17 protein-coding genes are annotated in these 15,446 nt (G+C 73.0%); 5 read left to right on the forward strand and 12 right to left on the reverse strand.

The annotated features are described in order from the left end of the window. Positions 1-47 precede the first annotated feature (47 nt). The 7 genes from ACFV88_RS19470 to ACFV88_RS19500 all read right to left on the reverse strand — a co-directional run bounded on the left by ACFV88_RS19470 (position 48) and on the right by ACFV88_RS19500 (position 7,739). Positions 48-902, reverse strand: a complete 855-nt coding sequence (locus ACFV88_RS19470; protein ID WP_385492793.1) for a metallophosphoesterase family protein — start codon at positions 900-902, stop codon at positions 48-50. 202 nt (positions 903-1,104) lie between these two features. Continuing rightward, positions 1,105-1,473: a VOC family protein gene (locus ACFV88_RS19475; protein WP_385492794.1), complete on the reverse strand. Its 369-nt coding sequence runs from the start codon at positions 1,471-1,473 to the stop codon at positions 1,105-1,107. 60 nt (positions 1,474-1,533) lie between these two features. Beyond that, a complete protein-coding gene (locus tag ACFV88_RS19480) occupies positions 1,534-2,934 on the reverse strand; it encodes an FAD-dependent oxidoreductase (protein ID WP_385492797.1) in 1,401 nt (466 codons plus the stop codon). After that, a complete protein-coding gene (locus ACFV88_RS19485) occupies positions 2,927-4,114 on the reverse strand; it encodes an MAB_1171c family putative transporter (protein ID WP_385492799.1) in 1,188 nt (395 codons plus the stop codon). The genes ACFV88_RS19480 and ACFV88_RS19485 overlap by 8 nt, the downstream gene beginning before the upstream one ends. Next, the gene (locus ACFV88_RS19490; RefSeq protein WP_385492800.1) at positions 4,111-4,719 is read right to left on the reverse strand and encodes a toxin; all 609 of its coding nucleotides are present in this window, start codon (positions 4,717-4,719) and stop codon (positions 4,111-4,113) included. Before ACFV88_RS19490 ends, ACFV88_RS19485 begins: the two co-directional genes overlap by 4 nt. Then, positions 4,716-5,345, reverse strand: coding sequence for a hypothetical protein (locus ACFV88_RS19495; protein ID WP_385492801.1), 630 nt, complete (start codon positions 5,343-5,345; stop codon positions 4,716-4,718). The genes ACFV88_RS19490 and ACFV88_RS19495 overlap by 4 nt, the downstream gene beginning before the upstream one ends. A gap of 660 nt (positions 5,346-6,005) precedes the next feature. Further along, positions 6,006-7,739 (reverse strand): tetratricopeptide repeat protein, encoded by a 1,734-nt coding sequence (locus tag ACFV88_RS19500; protein WP_385492803.1) that lies wholly within the window; start codon positions 7,737-7,739, stop codon positions 6,006-6,008. 229 nt (positions 7,740-7,968) lie between these two features. On the opposite strand from ACFV88_RS19500, the gene ACFV88_RS19505 reads away from it, so the two are divergent. The 4 genes from ACFV88_RS19505 to ACFV88_RS19520 all read left to right on the forward strand — a co-directional run bounded on the left by ACFV88_RS19505 (position 7,969) and on the right by ACFV88_RS19520 (position 11,520). Beyond that, positions 7,969-8,568 (forward strand): TetR/AcrR family transcriptional regulator, encoded by a 600-nt coding sequence (locus ACFV88_RS19505; protein WP_385492805.1) that lies wholly within the window; start codon positions 7,969-7,971, stop codon positions 8,566-8,568. After that, a complete protein-coding gene (locus tag ACFV88_RS19510; RefSeq protein ID WP_385492807.1) occupies positions 8,558-9,181 on the forward strand; it encodes a hypothetical protein in 624 nt (207 codons plus the stop codon). The genes ACFV88_RS19505 and ACFV88_RS19510 overlap by 11 nt, the downstream gene beginning before the upstream one ends. After that, on the forward strand, positions 9,174-9,806 hold the full coding sequence (locus ACFV88_RS19515) for a GNAT family N-acetyltransferase (protein ID WP_385492808.1): 633 nt from the start codon (positions 9,174-9,176) through the stop codon (positions 9,804-9,806). Before ACFV88_RS19510 ends, ACFV88_RS19515 begins: the two co-directional genes overlap by 8 nt. Before the next feature lie 253 nt (positions 9,807-10,059). Next, complete coding sequence (locus ACFV88_RS19520) at positions 10,060-11,520, forward strand: MFS transporter (RefSeq protein WP_385493019.1); 1,461 nt, start codon at positions 10,060-10,062, stop codon at positions 11,518-11,520. Positions 11,521-11,559: 39 nt separating this feature from the next. Here ACFV88_RS19520 and ACFV88_RS19525 read toward each other — a convergent pair whose 3' ends face one another. Together ACFV88_RS19525 and ACFV88_RS19530 are read right to left on the reverse strand one after the other, a co-directional pair. Beyond that, a complete protein-coding gene (locus ACFV88_RS19525) occupies positions 11,560-12,213 on the reverse strand; it encodes an HAD family hydrolase (RefSeq protein WP_385492810.1) in 654 nt (217 codons plus the stop codon). A 78-nt stretch (positions 12,214-12,291) separates the two neighbouring features. Continuing rightward, positions 12,292-13,119 carry a LysR substrate-binding domain-containing protein gene (locus ACFV88_RS19530; RefSeq protein WP_385492811.1) on the reverse strand — a complete coding sequence of 276 codons (828 nt, stop codon included), beginning with the start codon at positions 13,117-13,119 and terminating at the stop codon, positions 12,292-12,294. 58 nt (positions 13,120-13,177) lie between these two features. On the opposite strand from ACFV88_RS19530, the gene ACFV88_RS19535 reads away from it, so the two are divergent. Next, positions 13,178-13,579: a DUF5997 family protein gene (locus ACFV88_RS19535; protein WP_385492813.1), complete on the forward strand. Its 402-nt coding sequence runs from the start codon at positions 13,178-13,180 to the stop codon at positions 13,577-13,579. Here ACFV88_RS19535 and ACFV88_RS19540 read toward each other — a convergent pair. From ACFV88_RS19540 to ACFV88_RS19550, 3 genes are all read right to left on the reverse strand, one after another. Further along, entirely contained in the window at positions 13,576-14,691 is a 1,116-nt protein-coding gene (locus tag ACFV88_RS19540) for an LLM class flavin-dependent oxidoreductase (protein ID WP_385492816.1), read from the reverse strand. The genes ACFV88_RS19535 and ACFV88_RS19540 overlap by 4 nt on opposite strands. Before the next feature lie 64 nt (positions 14,692-14,755). Beyond that, entirely contained in the window at positions 14,756-15,181 is a 426-nt protein-coding gene (locus ACFV88_RS19545) for a lasso peptide biosynthesis B2 protein (RefSeq protein WP_385492817.1), read from the reverse strand. Further along, on the reverse strand, positions 15,178-15,435 hold the full coding sequence (locus ACFV88_RS19550) for a PqqD family peptide modification chaperone (protein ID WP_385492819.1): 258 nt from the start codon (positions 15,433-15,435) through the stop codon (positions 15,178-15,180). Before ACFV88_RS19550 ends, ACFV88_RS19545 begins: the two co-directional genes overlap by 4 nt. Positions 15,436-15,446 lie beyond the last annotated feature (11 nt).

Genomic DNA, 15,446 nt, shown 5'->3' on the forward strand with positions numbered 1-15,446 from the left:
TCACGGTAGTGCGCGGGGCACGGTTCCGCGTCGGCTGCCGGCTCGTGTCAGGCGGGTGCGACGCGGTCGGTGTGCGGTGCGGGCCCGGCGAGGATGCGGCACAGTCCGGCGGGCGCGGTCGGCCGGCTGCGCCACTCGCGGGGATATCCGAGCGACACCTCGCGGTGCGGCACACCGTCGCAGTGGATGGTGCGCGGGATGTGCAGGTGCCCGTAGACCACGGCTGCCGCGCGGTACTTCGTGTGCCAGTCGGCCGTGGCCTCGGTGCCGCACCACAGCGCGAACTCGGGGTAGCGCAGCACGCGGGTGGGCTCGCGCACCAGGGGGAAGTGGTTGACGAGCACGGTGGGCAGTTCGGGGTCGATCCGGTCCAGCCGGTCGCGGGTGTAGTCCAGCCGGGCGCGGCACCACGCCTCACGGCTGGGGTAGGGGTCGGAGTGCAGCAGGTACTCGTCGGTGGCGACCACACCGGCCTCGTGCGCCACTTCGAGCGCTCCCGCCTTGGTGAAGGTGCCGGGAGGCCTGAAGGAGTAGTCGTAGAGCACGAACAGCGGTGCGATCGCGACCGGGCCGGTGGCGCCCTGCCACACCTCGTACGGGTCCTCCGGTGTGACCACGCCGAGTCCGCGCAGGGTGTCGACGAGGTGGCGGTAGCGTTCCTCGCCCCGGAGTTGGACGGGATCGTTGGGCGGGGTCCAGAGCTCGTGGTTGCCGGGCGTCCAGATGACCTTCGCGAAACGTTCGCTCAGGATGCGCAGCGCCCAGACGACGTCCTCGAAGGTCTCCGCGACGTCTCCGGCGACCACGAGCCAGTCGTCGTCCGACTCCGGCCGTAGTCCCTCGACGATGTCCCGGTTCTCGGTGTAGCGCACGTGGAGGTCGCTGATGGCTAGCAGGCTCATGTCAGCGGCTCCATCGAACCGTGTTGGGCATCCTCGTACACCGTTCCCCCGTTCCCGCTCTGCGTCCTGGTGTCCAGGCGCGCCGCCCCGTCGCTCGTCCCCGGGCGGGGACGGCAGGTGTGCAGCACACTCTACGTGTTCCTCCTCTGCGGCCGATCGGTTGAAGTGGCCACGGGGTCCGGGCCGTTGTGGCGGCCACCGGTCAACCGCGGCTGGTGTCGATGACGCAGAAGCGGTTGCCGTCCGGGTCAGCGAGCACCACGAAGTCGGGGTCGGGCGGGTACGAGTCCCAGTCCACCCGGTGGGCGCCGAGGGACAGCAACCGGTCGACCTCCGCCGCTTGGTCGGCCGCGTCCTGCGCGTACAGGTCCAGGTGTACCCGGGGGTGGGTCTGCACCGGGGTCCGGCTGCGGCCCAGGGACAACTGGGTGCCGTTCCCGTCCGCGGGGACCAGCACCACCCAGTCGTCCGCCGTCTCTTCCCGGGGGACGTACCCGAGGGCCTGCGTCCAGAAGGCTGCGGCACGCGGCACGTTCGAGACGCCCAACACCGTGGATCCGATTCTCAGCATGCGCCTTCCTACCGTGGAGCGGGCCGCGCCCGCCAGCCGATATCCGCCTCGGGTCCGGTGTTAGGGGAGGGCGGCGTCGCGTTCCGCGTCCGCCAGTGGGGGGCCGGGCAGGTGCGGGGTCTTGGGGCCGAGCAGCATGGGGATGAGCATGTCGGGCGAGAACAGGCGGGTCGCCGGTCGCTCCAGGCTCATCACGTCGAGCAGGGCGCCAAGGGCGCGCGGGCTGCGGGCCCCGGTGGCGACGGCCCGGTCCACGAAGCGGGCGAGGCACCGTTCGAGGGGGGTGGGAGGCGTGTCGGCGGCTCCCGGGTAGAAGGCGTCCTGTCCGACGGCGAGGTCCCAGGCGGCGGCGACGGGGCGGACCGCGGCGCGCTGGAGTCGGCGGGCGGTGCCGGGGGCGGTGAGCGGCGTGGTGGCGAGCGTGTCGCGCACGGCGAGGGCGCTCTGCGCGGCGACGGTGAGGCCGTGGCCGTAGACGGGGTTGAATCCGGCGATGGCGTCACCCAGCACGGTGAAGCCGTCGGGCCAACGGTTCATCTTCTCGAAGTAGCGGCGGCGGTTGGCGGTGGCCCTGGTGGTGTCCACGTCGCCCAGCGGGGTCGCTTCCCTGAGCAGTTCGCCGATGACCGGGTCGTCGAGGCCGAGCGCGAAGTCCACGAAGGCGGCGGGGTCGCCGGTGGGTTCACCGCCCCGGGTGCCGGCGAGGGTGACGATCCAGCGACCGCCCTCGATGGGCAGGATGATGCCGCCCCGGCCGGGTGCCTTGGCGGGATTGGCCTGCACGTTGACGAGGGGGAAGGCGATGCCCGCGGTGGTGCCGGGGGCTCGGTAGAGCCGGGTGGCGTAGGTGACTCCGGCGTTGACCCGGCGCTCGGTGACCGCGGGCAGTCCCAGGGCCGCCAGCCACCGGGGGGCGTGGGAGCCGCGGCCGGAGCCGTCGACGACGAGGTCGGCGGTCAGCACCTGTTCCTGGTCCGCGCTGCGCACGCGCAGGCCCGTGACGCGGGTGCGGTCACCGGTCAGGCCGAGGGCGGTGGTGTGCTGGTGGAGCGTCACCCTGGGGTCGGCGAGGACCCGGGTCCGCAGGGCCCAGTCGAGGAGGTCCCGGGAGCACACCAGATTGCGGTGGGGGGTGGCCGTGAAGCGCCGGAACCATATCTCGTTCGGGGCGCGGGAGACCATGTCGCCCATGATGCGCGGGAGTCGGCCGCCGTGGGCGACGATGTCGTCGACGAGGCCGGGCAGCAGGCGGTTGAACGCCTTCACGCCGCCGCTCCACACCACGTGCGCGTGGCGCGCCTGGGGGACTCCGCGCCGGGGCTCGGGGCCGTCCGGGAGCACATCGCGTTCCACGACGGTCACGTCGGCGAACTCGGCCAGTGCGGTGGCCGCGAACAGGCCCGTCGCGCTGGCCCCGATCACGAGGGCCGTGGGGCGGCGGGCCGTTGCTCTGTCACGCATGGGTGTTCACGCCTTCTCTGCGGGACACCCGTCGGCGGAGGGTGTCGATGGTTCGGGGGTGGTGCATGGCTCGGGAGATGTCGTGGATGTGGTTGCTGATGTCCGCGTTGACCTGCACCGGGTCCGTGGGGCAGCGCTGGCCCGCACGGTGGCGTTCGACGGCGACGGTGACGGCCACCGCGCCGGCCAGACCGATCGCCCGGTCCTCGTCGTGTTCGGAGCGGGCCAGTTGGTGGGCGAGGCGGTGGAGGTCGCGGTCGATGTGGGGGGCGAGCAGCCGCAGCGCGTCGTGGATCTGCTGTTCCCGCTGGAGCAGGAGGAGGTCCAGGGGTGCCCAGCGGCCGAGGCGGGCGGTCGCCGCGGAGGGAGTGGCGGTCCGCAGCGCCCGCCACAGGGGGAGCAGGCATCGGTAGTCGCGCCGGTCGCGGGCCCGTCGGAGCAGGAAGGGGCCGATCTGGGGGACGATGAATCCGATGGCCGTCAGGACTCCCTGGAGCAGCGCGAAGGGCGGCGCGACCCGGGTGCTCAGATGGTCCCAGTCCGTGCCGCACCAGCGCGCGACGATGGCACAGAACTTGATCGCGTCGTAGACCAGGCCGGAGGCGAAGCCGAGTTGGAGGAGGACGACGCCCGATTTCAGCCAGCGGTTGGTGACTGCGGGGGACCACTTCCACAGCATGGAGGAGGCGACGAAGCACGAAGCCGTGTGGGCGGCGAGGTAGAGGAGGATGTGTTCGCGCATCCACGGGGTGCTGGCGTAGTAGGTGTCCAGGTCGTAGATGCGTACCGCGGGGGCGTGGGCGAGGAAGAAGGTCACCCAGAGGGCGACCGTGATTCCGGCGTAGATGAGATGGATGCGGCGCATTCTGCGCCGCCGGCTCTCGCTCTCTTCCTCCCGCCATCGCGTGATCATGGTGAGGCTGGTGGCGCAGGACGCCGTCAGGAACGAGTAGGCGCTGGGCGAGGCGATGTTCGGGACGCCGGTGAACTCGTTGAGCCGGTGGATGTTGACCGGGGTGATGATGACGTAGACGACGGAGGCCAGGGCGAGGAGCAGGGTGGTGGCGCGGATGTCGGGGTCCCGCCAGGCGCGCACGAAGGTGGGGAACTTCAGGGCCACCGCGATGAACAGCAGGGCGGTGGGCAGGAGGTAGGGGATGTGGAAGGCGGGGACCGTCACAGGAGGCGTCCCCGGCGGTTGATGAGCGAGCGGTTGATCCGGCCTTCGACCGTCGTCGTGGTGACGGGGCCCTCCGCGTGGCGGCCCGTCATCCAGGTGCGGACTTCGCGACCGAAGAGCAGGCCGAACGTCTCGGCGTCGACCTCGTGTTCGTCGGTCGAGGCGGAGCGGGCCGCCACCACGTGCAGCGCCTCGCGAGGCACTTCCTCGGCGGCGAGCACCGCTTCGGCGGCCCGCTGGACGGCTCGTGGCACGTCGTGTCCGGTGCCGAGCGTACGGCCCGCGGCGGGCAGGCCGTGACCGTGGCCGTGGTCGCCCTGTTCCTCGTGCCACAGTTCGTGCCCGAGGATGACCAGTTGCGCTTCGGGCACGGTGCCCTCGTCGACGACGACGAGGGAGCGTTCGCCACAGTCCAGGCGCATGCCGGACACCGGGATGTCGGAGGGGAAGGCGCGGAAGAGGAGTTGCACCGGCTTGCCCCGGCGGACGCTCATGGCGCGGCAGAACTCGTGCATCACCGTTTCCGGGTCGGCCGGCCGCCGTACCGTCTTCGCGGCTTCCTTGCCCAACGCGACGAGTAGGGCCTTCATCGCCCTGGTGCTCATCGGACCGTGCCGCCCCGGTCGATTCCTTCCGGTTCTTCGGGCAGCACCGACCTGAGGACCCCTTCCAAGAGCCGCTCCAGCTGCTCGCGGGTCATGAACCCGTACGTCCGCAGGTCCGTGGACTTCACTCCGTACCGGTCCATCAGTGCCTGGACGGGGTCCGCCGCGGGATCCTCCAGGGTGCGCAGGAGGGGTTGCAGGACCCGGTTCAGCGCCTCGTCGCCCTGAGCGGTGAAGAACGCCTCTCCCCCGTCGACCCCGAAGAACTCCACCAGTCCGTGCAGGAATTCGACGCTGGGCACCTTCCTGCCGTCGCACACCTGGCGTGCCCAGTACTCGGAGACGCCGAGGCGCCTGGAGATCTCCGCGACGAGTTCCGACATCTTCCTCCCGGTGCGCCGCAGATTGATCTCGGCCAGGGTCCTGATCCGGGTGCGGACCCGGTCGTTGACCGTGTCCGCCGGCGGACTGCCGCCGGCGAGGAGGACCCGGACCTCGGACTCGGCCAATGCCGTCCTGGCCGCCAGTTCCGCGACGTCGAGGAGTTCCGGCCTCTTCAACCCCCGCGCTTCGATGAACGCTTCCAGGCGCTCAAGCGTCGCGGAGAGCGACGGAACTGGTTCCACCGAGGTACTCCCAGGGATCGGGATCGATAGGGGTGTCGTGCGCACACGACACGGTACCGCGGCACCCCAAGCCCCTCAACGATCGTTTCCTTTCTGAAAACTATCGTTGACACCTAGCGTCGACGCATAGCAATATCCCCGGCAGTGGAAGCGAATCGTCCGGGAAACCGGGCGCGTTGGCTTCCGGGCGGCGTTCTGTTCCGCAGCAACCGCGTGGAGATGCGCACTTGTTCACACCCCGGAGATCGGGCGGCACCGACCACAGCCTGCGCTGGCCGCCGACCCGGGTGGGCGCCAAAGGGGTGCCGTGCGCACAGCTCCGGCGTCGCGGCGGCAGCGTCGCCGCGCGCGGGACGACCGAGCCGGGTCCGCCGTCGCACGGGGTGCCCCCCAGCACCCGCCGCGGTGGAGTCGGCGTGCCCCGGGGTGCCGTCTATGGGGGGCGGCATCCCGGAGCGGTTCGCCGCGCCCGGTTCGCCCACCCTCGCCCCCCGTCGGAGGTATCACGATGATCCGCTCCCGTCTGACCGAACCCGACCGCCCCGCCCGCTGTCTGGCGCCGCTCCCGGCACGCAGGGAACCCTCCTGGACGGCCCTTCCGGCCCCGTAGCCGCGACGGTTCGCCCGGCCCGGCCACCAGGGCGGCCCCGCGGTCCGGCGTCACCGGGGTTCCTGAGGTCGCCCACGGCGCCTCCCCTGCGGCTTCGCCCGGGCCGCGAACTCGGCCGTCGCCGTCCACTCGGTCAGCAGCCGTTCGGCGGTCCGGGTCTGGGCGTGCGCGTCGCCCTGTGCCTGCCGTCTGCGCGCCACGACGAGGGTGAGGTCGGCCAGGGCGCCCGGCAGGTCCCCCCCGTCGTGCCGGACGACGGCCAGCTGTTGCCGGGCCGCGAGGGAGTGCGGATGTGCGGGGCCGAGTCGCTGTTCGTACTCGGTGGCGGTGTCGGCCAGCAGGGTCACCGCCTCGGGGCGCCGTCCGGCCGCGACGAGGGCGACGGCCAGGTTGCGGCGGGCCGCGGCGACCTCGCTGCTGTCCGGTCCGCGCAGCGCGGTCCGGTGTTCCAGGACCTCCCGCAGCACGGTGAGTGCGCCCTCGGGGTCCCCCACCGCCGTGAGCGCGGTCGCCAACCGTGCCCGGAAGTCGAGGGCGATGCGGGAGGTCGGGCCGTGGGCGGCCGTGGCGGCGGCGATGAGGATGCGGTACTCGGCGACGGCGCCGGCGTGGTCGCCGCTCGCGGTCCGGACCGTGGCCAGTCGGGCCCGGAGGGACAACACCTTGCGGTGCGCCGGTTCGGACGTCCGGAGTTGGGCTTCGAGGGCGGCTTCGACGGTCGCGGACGCACCGCGGTGGTCTCCGGCCGCCTCCTGCCAGTGGGCGAGTCGGCGACGGACCGCCGCGAGCCTCGACGGTGCGACCTCGGAGTGCTGCCGCAGCGCGTCGGCGAGGTGGGCGAGTTCCTCGGCGGCGGCGGACCGCTGCCCCCACTGGCCCTTGGCCTCGGCGAGTGCGAGCCGCGCGGTGACGAGCAGCGGGGTGTGGACCGGGAGCACTGCGTTCCAGCGGGCGACCAGGTCGTCCAGGGCGCGGACGATGCGGGGTGAGGCCCCGGTGGCGTCGGCGGACCGTCGTAACAGGTGCTCCGCTTCCGGGTCGTCGGGGGCGAGCGCGTCGAGCGCGGCCACCAGGTCCTCGGGAGCGGCGGCGCCGTCCCCCGGTGCCGGCGGTGTGACGCCGCCGGACGCCTCGGCCGCGACACGCTCCGAGCGGGCGCGCAGGGCGGCCGCCTTCTCGCGGTTGCCGGCGCGGCCGTACGCCCGGCTCAGTTCGTCCAGTTGTGCCGCCGCCTCGGCGAGCGCACTGATGTCGTGCAGGGCGTGCGCCAGTCTGCGTCGGGTGGCGAGGGTCCCCGGATGGTCCGGGCCCACCGCGTCGAGGTTCGCGGTGAGCATCGCGCGCAGCTCGGTCACGGCCCGGGTGGAGTCACCGGTGTGGACGAGGAGGTCGGCGATCCTGCCGCGGGTGGCGAGTGCTTCACCGCTGGTCTCGCCCTTCGCCCGGATCTGGAGCGAGAGCAGTTCCTCCAGGAGCGTCCTGGCCCTGTCGTGTTCCTGGTTCGCCACCAGCCAGTGGGCCAGCCGCAGACGGATCTTCACCGGGTCCTTGTGGAGGGGGTCTGCGGTCCGTAACCGCTCCGCGAGGACGGCACCGAACTCGTGCACCGCGCGGGCGGTCTCGCCCTGCTGTCCCAGTCGTTCCGCCGCCGCCGTTCTGGTCGCCAGATCGCGTGTCCCGTTCGCACCGTCGGCCCGGTCGGGCCCGACGGCCCCCGGCCGCTCCCCGCCGCCCCCGCCATCCCCGGTGTCCCCGGTGTCCCCGTGTTTTTCAGGCGTGTCCATGGCCACTGTCGTCCCCCTGTCCCCGTGCCCCTCGGTGCGGGACGCCGGTCGTGTCCCCGCCGGGTTGTGGGGTGCTACCCAGGCGTCGACGTCCTTAACGTGCCGTTGCAGGGTGCACGGGCGCGGTCCGGGCCGAGGGGGTCACGACGAGGGTCCGGCTGTCGGTTCACCCACAAAGACCATAGGGGTGTACTAGCAGTACACCCCTATGGTGTGTACTGTTGATCTCATGACTCCACCCCTTCCCCGGTTCCACCGCCTACCCCCGGAACAGAGGGCGGCGATCCTCGCCGTCGCACGCCAGCACTTCGCGGAGCACGGGCCGCAGAACGCCTCGTACAACCGGATCATCGAAGCGGCGGGCATCTCGAAGACCGCCGCCTACCACTACTTCGACGGGCGCGAGGACCTGCTCACGGCCGTGCTCGACGACGTGCTTGCGCGTCTGCTCGGGGCCCTCGGCGCCTGGACGCCCGCCGCGGACACCCCGGCGTTCTGGACGCGATTGGAGGGGGACGCGGACACGCTCTCCCGCCACCTCATCGAGCACCCGGACGATCTGGCGCTCGCACCGGCCGCGGTCGCCCAGAACGGGGGAACGGCCTGGCGGGACTGGTTCGGCGCACTGATCACCGACGGGCAACGGCTCGGTGTGATCCGCACGGACGTCGACCAGGACCTGCTGGTCACCATGACGATCGCCGCCTTCTCGGCCGCCGACGAGTGGACCCTCACCGGCCTGGCGGCCGGCCGGGAACCCGACCGCGAACAGGTATGGACCCTGTTGCGGGGGCTGTGGGGACGGGAGGCGGGCGGACGTGCGCACTGACCTCGACACCGACTGGCACGTCCCGCCCACGCCCGAGGGCGCGGCGGGGTGGCTGGAGCGGTTCATGGGACCGGGGAAGTCCCGCTCGGAATCGGCCGTGGAGCTCGGCGGGGGCGCGCTCTGCGCGGTGCTGCTCGCGGCCGGCCTCTGGTCCCCCGCCGCCTCCGGCCTGCGCGAGTCCTGGTCCACCGTCCAACTCGTCGTCGTGGCGCTCGCCGGACTGGACCTCGTCGGAGGCGTCCTCACCAACGCGACCAACGCCGCCAAGCGCTGGTACCACCGCCAGGCACCGGGCGTCCGGCGGGCCCGGCTCCTGTTCGTCGGAGCCCATCTGCTGCACCTGGCCGTGCTGGGCACGGTGGTCCTGGAGGGCGACGCGGGCTGGATGCTGGGCAACGCCGCGCTGCTCCTCGCCGGTGCCGCTGCCGTCGAGTTCGCCCCCGTGCACCTCAAGCGCCCGGTGGCGATGGGAGCGTGGATGGCGGCGGTGCTCGTCAACGTCTTCTGGCTCACGGTGCCCGCCGCGCTGCTGTGGTTCGCTCCGCTGTTCTTCCTCAAGCTGCTGGTGTGCCACCTGGTGCCCGAGGCTCCGCTGCGGAGACGTGATGACTGAGGGCGACACCTCCCAGGAGCAGGAGGGCGCGCGCCGGGAACTCGACGGTTCCGCCACCGTGGGCGACTGCGTCGCCGTCCTGGCCGCAGCGTTCGCCGGGGAACCCGCGACGCACTGGATCTGCGGCACCTCCGCACCGGTGCGGGAGCGCTGGTTCGCCTCGACGCTCGCCACGCACGCCACGCTGCCCGGCGCCCGCCGGCTCGCCCTCGTCGACAAGCGGGGGCGCCCGGTGGCCGCGGCGGTCCTGACCGCCTCGCACACCGCGCCCTCCCTCGGGGCGCGGACCGCCTGGGTGGTGCGCACCGCGCTGCGCTGCGGACCGGCAGCGCTCGGCCGCACGCTCAGGTACCTCCAGGTCACCGAGGAGGAGACGCCCGCCGGGGCGTGGACCCTGGAGTTCATCGGGGTGGTGCCCGACCACCGCGGGCGGGGGGCGGCCCGACGCCTCCTCGACCACGTCCTCACCACGCTCCCCGCGCCGGACGGCGTCTTCCTCACCACCGCCGATCCGGCGAACGAGTCGCTGTACCACCGCTTCGGTTTCACCACCCTGCGGCACCTGGGCGTCGGCCCGCTCACCACGGTGGCCATGTGGCGACCGCACCTCCGCGACGGAGGTTGAGCGGCCCCGTACCCACGCGGCTCGCGTTGCGCGGTGATCCCGATCGGCCTATATCAGGAGGAAGCGGAGCGTTCCGTCTCGAACGTCCGCCGTCGCGTCCGGGTACGTCCGCACCCGGACGCTTCCGGGCCGTGAAGGGATGGCACGTGCCGTGGCTCACCCCTCGAACCCCGCCGACCCCGCCGACCCCGCCGACCCCGCTGGCCCTGCCGATCCCGGCGGGCCGGGGCGTTCCCGGTCGAGCCGGTGGGCGATGCTCGCGGTGCTGTGCTCCAGCCTCCTGCTGGTGGCGATGGACGCCACCATCCTCAACGTGGCCTTGCCGTCCCTGATCGACGACATGCGCCCCTCCGCCCTCCAACAACTGTGGATCATCGACGTCTACGGCCTGGTGCTCGGCGGTCTGCTCGTCACCACCGGCGCCATCGGTGACCGGTTCGGACGCAAGCGGCTGTTCCTCGCGGGTTTCGTGCTGTTCGGCGTGGCCTCGGTGCTGGCGGCCACCTCCGACAGCCCCACCCAGCTCATCGCGGGCCGGGTGCTGCTCGGTGTGGGCGGGGCGATGGTGATGCCCTCCACGCTGTCCCTGATCCGCAACATCTTCACCGACCCCCACGAGCGGGCCCTGGCGATCGGCTTCTGGGCCGCCGTGGCGGGCGCGGGCGCCGCGATCGGCCCGCTGGTGGGCGGCCTCCTGGTGGAGGAGTACGGCTGGTCCGCCGCCTTCTGGGTGAACGTCCCCGTCGTCGTGGTCACCGTGGCCGCCGGGATCTGGCTGCTGCCCGAGTACAAGGCAGCCGGCACGCACGCACTGGACTGGGCCAGTGCGGCCCTCTCCGTGGTCGGCATCGTGGGGCTGGCCTGGGGCATCAAGCACGTCGCCAAGAACGGCCCGGCCGCCACCGGTGTGGTGATCCTGGTTCTCGGAGCACTGGTGCTCACCGTCTTCGTGCTCCGCCAACTACGGCTGCCGGACCCCTTGTTGGACGTCCGGTTGTTCCGTAGCCATCCGTTCACCGCCGCCGCTCTGGCCACCCTCATGGCCATGCTGGCCGCGGGTGCCGCGCTGTTCCTGGTGTCCCTGTGGCTCCAGTACGTCCACGGTTACTCGCCCTTCGAGGCGGGCCTGCGGACCCTGCCGGTGGCCCTGGCCACCCTGGTCGGGTCGCTGGCCGCGCCCCGGCTGATGCACGCGGTGGGGGTGCGTGCGGTCATGGGGGCCGGGTTGCTCGGCATGCTCGCGGGGTTCCTGCTGCTGGCCCTCTCCCCGGAGCCGACTTCGTACGTCTACATCGCCGTGTTCCTGGTGACGTTGGGCCTCGGCGACGGTCTGGCGATCACCACCTCCGCCTCCGTGCTCGTCTCCGCGGTGCCCCCGGAGCGGGCCGGGCAGGCGGGCGCGGTCTCGGAGACCTCCTACGAACTGGGGGTCGGTCTCGGGGTCGCGCTGTTGGGGTCGATCCACGGCGCGCTCTACGCCGACCTGATGCCCAGGGGCGTGCCCGAGGCGGCGCGCGAGTCGATCGGCGGCGCCGCGGAGGCCGCCGCCGCACTCGGCGGTCCGGCGGGAAGCCGACTGCTGGAAACGGCGCGGAGCGCCTTCGACCAGGCACTCACCACCACCGCGTACGTCTCGGCGGGGATCGTCGCCGTGGTGACCGTACTCGTCCTGTGGCTGGTGCCCAAGAACTTCAAAGCCACCGGGAGCCACTGACGGGACGGGCTCGCGCGCGGTCGGCCAGGAGGCACTCGCCTACGGGTGGGACGGGGCCTCGCGCAGCAACGGGGCCAGCGCCCGCTCCAGGTCGGCCACCTCCCGGTAGAGCACCCCCGTCGCGCCCAAGGCGATCGCGGCGTCGACGTTCTCGGCCCGGTCGTCCACGAACAGGCAACGGTCCAGCCGAGCGCCCACCCGACCGGCTGCGAGACGGTAGATGCCCGGGTCCGGTTTCACCATGCCCACCAGGCTGCTGTTCACCACGGACGTCGCGAGGTCCGTCAACCCCATGGCCGCCAGATCGCCGTCGAGCCAGACGGTGGCATTGGTGACCAGGACCAGGGGACACCGGCCCCGGAGCAGCCGCAGCACTCCCACCACCTGCTCGTCCGCCCAGAAGTCGGCCTCGGTGAAGGCGGTGGCCAGGGCCTCGGCCCGGGGACGGGACACCCGCGAGGACAACGCACCGGCGATGGACTCGGCCCACTGCGTCCGGGTGATCCGGCCGAGCAGCAGCGGCCCGTCGTGCTCCGGGGCGAACCCGATGGTCGCCGTCGTGCCCTCGGGGAGTCCCGCCTCCCGTTCCCCTCGGGTCACGACGGAGTGGTCGAAGAAGCGGATCACGCCGTCGAGGTCGCACAGGACGGCGTCGAAGGCACGGCCCGACGGGGCATCTGTGGTGTTCGCCATGCGCTACACCTATCAGCGGTCTCCCGTTCCCGGTAGGCGCGTGCGCCTACCGGGCAGGCCCGGGCGGGGCCCTGGAGGTCAGCCCCGGCGACGGGGCCGCCCGCCCTTGCCGCCGCCCCGGCTGCCCTTGGTCCCCTGGCTGCCCCGGCTGCCCCTGGCCCCCTGGCCGCCCTTGCCGCCGGAAGCGCCCTTGCCGCCGGAGCCCGTGCGGGTTCCCCGGCCGGAGGGCTTCCCCGCCGCGGCACCGCGGCGGGGAGTTCCCCCGGTGGACGGCTCCTGCGGGGTCCGCGCGGCGCCGCGCCCCCGCCAACTGTTGACGGTGCGCCCGCGGACGATCCCGATGAACTCCTCCACCAGGTCGGTCGTGGCCTCCTTCGGCCACGACAACGCCACGCGCGACTCGGGGGCGTCCGGGACCGGGCGGAAGGTGAGGTCCTTGCGGTGGTGGAGCCGGGCGAGCGACTGCGGGACGATCAGGAGGCCGACACCGGCCGCCACCAGTTCCACGGCGTCCGCGGTGGTGGCCGGACGTTCCTCCGCGGCGCGGCCCGGCAGCCGCTCCCAGTCGAGCGTGTCGTCCTGGGGGTGCAGCACGAGCTCTTCGGCCAGGTCGTCGCAGGACACCTCGTCGACCGCGGTCACCACGTGGTCCTTGGGGACCACGACCACCGTGGTCTCGGTGTAGAGCGGGATCGCGCTGAGGTCCTCCCCCTCGACGGGCAGCCGCACGAGCCCGGCGTCGGCACCGCCGTCCCGCAGCAGCGCCGGCGCATCGGCGGCGGACACCGGGACCAGGGTCAACGCCACGTCGGGGAGCCGTTCGGTCCAGACCCGCACCCACTTGGCGGGGATCACTCCCGGCACGTAGGCGAGCCGGAAGGAGGAGGGGGCCTGCGAGTCTGTCACCGGGCCAGGATAACGGCCGTGGTCAGGGGCGCCCCGCCCGCTGGTTACCCTGGACACCATGACGTCGCACCAGACTCCCCAGGCCATGAAGCCCGCGACCGCGGCGAAGAAGCTCGGTATCTACCTTGAGGCCACGCCCGCCGAGTTCCGCGCGGGCGCCGTTTCCCGTGCCGAGTTCAACGCCCTCCAGGCCGATCCGCCGCAGTGGCTGCGGGACCTGCGGCGCGACGGGCCCCACCCGCGGCCGGTGGTCGCGGCGAAGCTGGGCGTGTCCATCTCCGGGCTGGCGCGCGGCGGCGTCAGCGAGGCGCTCACCACGGAGCAGATCGACGCCCTGAAGCAGGAACAGCCCGAATGGCTCCAGAAGGAGCGCTCCACCCAGGCCGAGGTCCGCAAGGAGACGGCCCGGCTCAAGGAGAAGCAGCGCGAGCAGGCGACGGCGGAGGGTGACCTCTCCTAGCTGACGCCCCTAGCCGAGCGCCTGCGCCCTGCGTCGTCCGCCCCCGCGTCCGCCGGCGCCACGTCCTCCGTGTTCCGGGCGAGCGCACGGCGCACCCGGGGAAGCACTTCGGTGGCGAGCCGTCGTAGGCGGCGCACGGTCATCGCGTCGCCGTCCGCGGCCTCGACCTGACACAGGACCCGGCCGCAGCCACTGGTCCGGATGTGTCTCAGCAACCGGCGCGCACAGGTGTCCACGTCCCCCACGGCCTGGTGGGCGAGGAGCCGCTCGGCCGTGCGCCGCACCGCCTCCTCGTTCCGCTCTGGACCCCCGTCGGTCATCGACGGGGTGTGGGCCCGTACCAGGCGGCGGGCGCGGTCGAACATCAGCTCCTGGGCCCGGCGGGGCGAGTCCGTGACGTGGACGAGCAGCGAGAAGGCGTGGTCGTGACCGTGGGCGACCCGGCCCGCCGCAGCCGCCGCCCGGGCGTGCAGGGCGACCATCTCGGCCTTGGCCTCGGGCGTCTTGTCGAAGAGCATCATGATCGGCAGGCCACGCGCACCGGCGACGGTGATCGTTTCCGGTGACCCTGCCGCCACGTACAGCGGGGGTCCGCCGGAGGTCAGGGGCTCCGGGGTGACCCGGTCAGCGGGGTGGGCGGCTCCCCCCGGGCGGCTCCCGGACCGCCAGGCGCAGCGGATGCGATCGAGACAGTCCCCGAGGTCGGGGCGCTCGCGGTCACGGGCGAAGACCTCGTAGGCGGTGGTGGGTGCCCCGCGCCCGACGCCGAGGGTGAAGCGGCCTCCCGAGAGCTGGTCGAGCAGCGCGGCCTGCTCGGCGACATGGACCGGTGGGTGCAGCGGAAGCAGGGTGACCGCGGTACCGACCCGGATGCGGGGGCAGCGCCCCAGGAGGAAGGCCGCCAGGGCGAGGGCGGAGGGTGCGGGGGTCGTCCGGGAGAAGTGGTGCTCGGTGACCCACAGGTCGTCCAGGCCCAGTGCCTGGGCCTCCTCGGCGAGGGCGAGGGTGCGGGTGTACACCGTCGCATCGGACTGTCCGGTGCTCCGGCCGCTGCTGAACAGCAGGCCGAAGCGCGGCGGGCGGAGGTCGATCGGCGTGCGGAGGTCGGTCATGGGAGCGTCCAAGTGGGTGGGGGCTGCCGGGCAGTCGCCGGCGCAGGCCCGGGCGGCGGGGCGGTCAGGCCGGGTCACGGTGCGGGACGGTCATCACCACGTGGAAGAGCCGGATGTCGTCCCGCTCCCCCACCGGCGCGCCCTCGGCTTCGACCCAGGCATGGGCACGGAACGGCTCGGTGCGCACGCCCGTGCACCAGGTGGGCCAGGCTCCGGTGAGGCGGCACAGCAGCACGGTCGCCACGGAACGTTGCAGACAGCCCTGTCCCGCGCAGCGCACGCTGACCTGGACGACCGCGTCGCGGGCGGCGCGCGCCCGGTTCCGGGTGGCGGCCCGGCTGCCCCGGCGCAGCAGCCGCAGCACCGCGTCGATCCGGTGGGGTGAGAGCCGTACGAGTACGGCGGCGACGAGCACGGCGCACCGGGCGGCTGCCCGGTGGGCCGGTGGCGGGCGGTGTTCCGGGCGCTCCAGGCCGGTCGGCATGCTCATGCTGTCACCAGTCGGCGGGCGACGAGGAGGGCGACGAAGGCGTCCACGTCGTCCGCGATCCGGGCCGCGGCCCGCGGGTGGCGCCGGGTCAGGAGGTCGACCGCGGTGGCCCGGTCGTGCTCCAGCAGGAGCGTGAGGAGGGTGGCGCCGGTCGGGTTGAGTTGGAAGTAGCGGCCGTTGCCGCGGTCGAGGAGGACCGCGTTGCCGCCTTCGACGTGGGTGCGGGTCACCCGTGCGGCCAGGGTCAGGGACATCGTGTACCTCC

This window comes from Streptomyces sp. NPDC059816 (assembly GCF_042732055.1).
Lineage (GTDB): Bacteria > Actinomycetota > Actinomycetes > Streptomycetales > Streptomycetaceae > Streptomyces.

Coding starts and splice junctions, on each gene's coding strand:
- ACFV88_RS19525 (WP_385492810.1), bottom strand. CDS start 12,213: ATGGCGAACACCACAGATGCCCCGTCGGGCCGTGCCTTCGACGCCGTC.
- ACFV88_RS19505 (WP_385492805.1), top strand. CDS start 7,969: ATGACTCCACCCCTTCCCCGGTTCCACCGCCTACCCCCGGAACAGAGG.
- ACFV88_RS19540 (WP_385492816.1), bottom strand. CDS start 14,691: ATGACCGACCTCCGCACGCCGATCGACCTCCGCCCGCCGCGCTTCGGC.
- ACFV88_RS19515 (WP_385492808.1), top strand. CDS start 9,174: ATGACTGAGGGCGACACCTCCCAGGAGCAGGAGGGCGCGCGCCGGGAA.
- ACFV88_RS19520 (WP_385493019.1), top strand. CDS start 10,060: ATGCTCGCGGTGCTGTGCTCCAGCCTCCTGCTGGTGGCGATGGACGCC.
- ACFV88_RS19550 (WP_385492819.1), bottom strand. CDS start 15,435: ATGTCCCTGACCCTGGCCGCACGGGTGACCCGCACCCACGTCGAAGGC.
- ACFV88_RS19480 (WP_385492797.1), bottom strand. CDS start 2,934: ATGCGTGACAGAGCAACGGCCCGCCGCCCCACGGCCCTCGTGATCGGG.
- ACFV88_RS19490 (WP_385492800.1), bottom strand. CDS start 4,719: ATGAGCACCAGGGCGATGAAGGCCCTACTCGTCGCGTTGGGCAAGGAA.
- ACFV88_RS19470 (WP_385492793.1), bottom strand. CDS start 902: ATGAGCCTGCTAGCCATCAGCGACCTCCACGTGCGCTACACCGAGAAC.
- ACFV88_RS19500 (WP_385492803.1), bottom strand. CDS start 7,739: ATGGACACGCCTGAAAAACACGGGGACACCGGGGACACCGGGGATGGC.
- ACFV88_RS19535 (WP_385492813.1), top strand. CDS start 13,178: ATGACGTCGCACCAGACTCCCCAGGCCATGAAGCCCGCGACCGCGGCG.
- ACFV88_RS19475 (WP_385492794.1), bottom strand. CDS start 1,473: ATGCTGAGAATCGGATCCACGGTGTTGGGCGTCTCGAACGTGCCGCGT.
- ACFV88_RS19545 (WP_385492817.1), bottom strand. CDS start 15,181: ATGAGCATGCCGACCGGCCTGGAGCGCCCGGAACACCGCCCGCCACCG.